The 2420-nt window shown below is 71.7% G+C and carries 2 protein-coding genes; both read left to right on the plus strand.

The window, feature by feature from the left end; all coding sequences use genetic code 11:
* Nucleotides 1-361 (plus strand): carboxyl transferase domain-containing protein (locus G6028_RS16600; RefSeq protein ID WP_277817630.1); only part of this gene is annotated, 361 nt, incomplete at its 5' end.
* A gap of 63 nt (nt 362-424) precedes the next feature.
* On the plus strand, nt 425-2344 hold the full coding sequence (locus tag G6028_RS16605; protein ID WP_182659528.1) for a propionyl-CoA synthetase: 1920 nt from the start codon (nt 425-427) through the stop codon (nt 2342-2344).
* Nucleotides 2345-2420: the final 76 nt, after the last annotated feature.

A 2420-nucleotide genomic window follows, 5' to 3' on the forward strand; every position in this document is an offset into this window, starting at 1 on the left:
CCAGGGCACGGGCGGTGCCGCGTTGGCGATGCTCCCGGCCGACCGGGTGTTGTGCGCCCGACACGGGTGGCTCGCCCCGCTCCCACCCGAGGGGGCGAGCGCGATCCTGTACCACGAGACCTCCCGGGCGCCCGAGGTGGCGCGGTCGCAGGGCATCACCTCGGCCGACCTCCTCCGCGCGGGGATCGTGGACGTGGTGGTACCCGAGCGACCCGACGCGGCGGACGAGCCGGACGCCTTCTGCGACCGGCTGGCCGACGCCGTCGCCGCGGCTCTGGTCGAGGTCCGGAGGCGTCCCCCCGAGCGGAGGTACGCGGAGCGGATGTCCCGCTATCGGGACCTCGGCCTGGGACTAGAGTGAAGCGCGTCACAGGCCGTCGGCGCTGATCGGGGGCTTCACTCCCGCACGAGAGGGGCTCACCCGATGTCGGACTCCACGACCTCGTCGACCTACGCCGAGGCCCACCGGCTCTCGATCACCGATCCCGACGCCTTCTGGCTGGAGGCCGCCGGGGGGATCGACTGGACCACTCCCCCCACCACGGCTGTCGACGGCTCACGGCCGCCGTTCTACCGGTGGTTCCCCGACGGTGAGCTCAACACCTCCTACAACTGCATCGACCGTCACGTCGAGGCGGGACGCGGGGATCAGGCCGCGTTCATCTACGACTCGGCGGTGACCGGGGCCAAGGAGACCATCACCTACTCCCGCCTGCTGGGGCAGGTCGAGGCCTTCGCGGGCGCGCTCGCGGCCGAGGGCGTGGGCCGGGGGGACCGGGTCGTCATCTACATGCCGATGGTCCCGCGTGCCGCGGTCGCGATGCTCGCGTGCGCCCGGCTCGGTGCCGTGCACTCCGTGGTGTTCGGGGGGTTCGCCGCGCCGGAGCTGGCCATCCGGATCGACGACGCCCGGCCGAAGGTCGTGGTGACCTCGCCCGGCGGGATCGAGCCCACCCGCAAGGTCCCCTACTTCCCCATGGTCGCCAAGGCCCTGGAACTCACCCGTCACTCCCCGGGCACCGTGATCGTGGCGGGCCGACCGGACCAGTTCCCGGACGAGACCTTCCCCGAGACACCGGGCACCACCTGGATCGACTGGGACCGTGCCGTCGAGGCCTCGGAACCGGCAGCACCGGTCCCCGTCAGGGCGACGGACCCGCTCTACATCCTGTACACCTCCGGGACCACGGGCCTGCCCAAGGGCGTGGTCCGCGACAACGGTGGCCACGCCGTGGCGCTGGCGTGGTCGATGTGGAACGTCTACGGGGTCCGCCCCGGGGAGGTGTGGTGGACGGCCTCGGATGTCGGCTGGGTGGTCGGACACTCCTACATCGTCTACGGGCCCCTATTGGTCGGCGCGACGTCCATCATCTACGAGGGCAAGCCCGTCGGCACCCCGGATGCCGGAGCGTTCTGGCGGGTGATCGCCGAGCACGGGGCCACCGCGCTGTTCACCGCGCCCACGGCCGTCCGCGCCATCCGCAAGGAGGACCCCGAGGGCGGCGAGATCGCCAAGTACGACCTGTCCGCCATGCGCACCCTGTTCTGTGCGGGCGAACGCCTGGACCCGGACACCTACCGGTGGGCCACGGAGAAACTGGGCAAGCCCGTGGTGGACAACTGGTGGCAGACCGAGACGGGCTGGCCCATCGCCTCCAATCTCCGCGGGCTCGAGCCTATGCCGATCAAGGCCGGGTCCCCGACGGTGCCCGTGCCCGGGTACGACCTGCACGTCCTGGACTCCCGGGGCACCCCCCTCCCCGCCGGGGAGGAGGGCAACCTGGCGATCCGGTTGCCGATGGCTCCGGGCACCCTGTCGGGCCTGTGGGACGACGACGAGAGGTTCATCTCCTCGTACATGTCCGTCTTCGACGGGTACTACTCCACCGGGGACGGCGGGTACGTCGACTCCGACGGGTACGTCTACGTGATGGGCCGGACCGACGACGTGATCAACGTCGCCGGACACCGCCTGTCGACGGGCTCCATGGAGGCCGTGATCGCCACCCATCCCGCCGTGGCCGAGGCCGCGGTCATCGGTGTGAAGGACGAGCTCAAGGGCCAGCGGCCGGTCGGCTACGTGGTCCTCAAGTCGGGTCAGGTCCGCGACCCCGAGGAGTTGCGCGCCGAGTTGGTGGCGATGGTCCGCGAGGAGATCGGCGCGGTGGCCACCTTCCGTGACTGCACGGTCGTGCAGGGCCTGCCCAAGACCCGCTCGGGAAAGATCCTGCGCAAGACGATGCGGCAGATCGCGGACGGTCAGGAGAACGTCACCGTCCCGTCGACGATCGAGGACCCGGCCGTGCTCGACGCCCTCGCACCGTTCCTCCGCCAGGAGGGGTAAGGGCGGGCCGGCCCCTCCACCAGGAGGGGTAGGGCGGACCCGCGGTCGCCCGCGCGCCGCGCGCGGGCCGGGCCAG

It is taken from the genome of Dietzia cercidiphylli (assembly GCF_014145145.1).
In the GTDB taxonomy this organism is placed as follows: domain Bacteria; phylum Actinomycetota; class Actinomycetes; order Mycobacteriales; family Mycobacteriaceae; genus Dietzia; species Dietzia natronolimnaea.

What these genes read in the sequence shown, in the direction of transcription:
- G6028_RS16605 (WP_182659528.1), top strand. Translation starts at nt 425, where the DNA reads ATGTCGGACTCCACGACCTCGTCGACCTACGCCGAGGCCCACCGGCTC.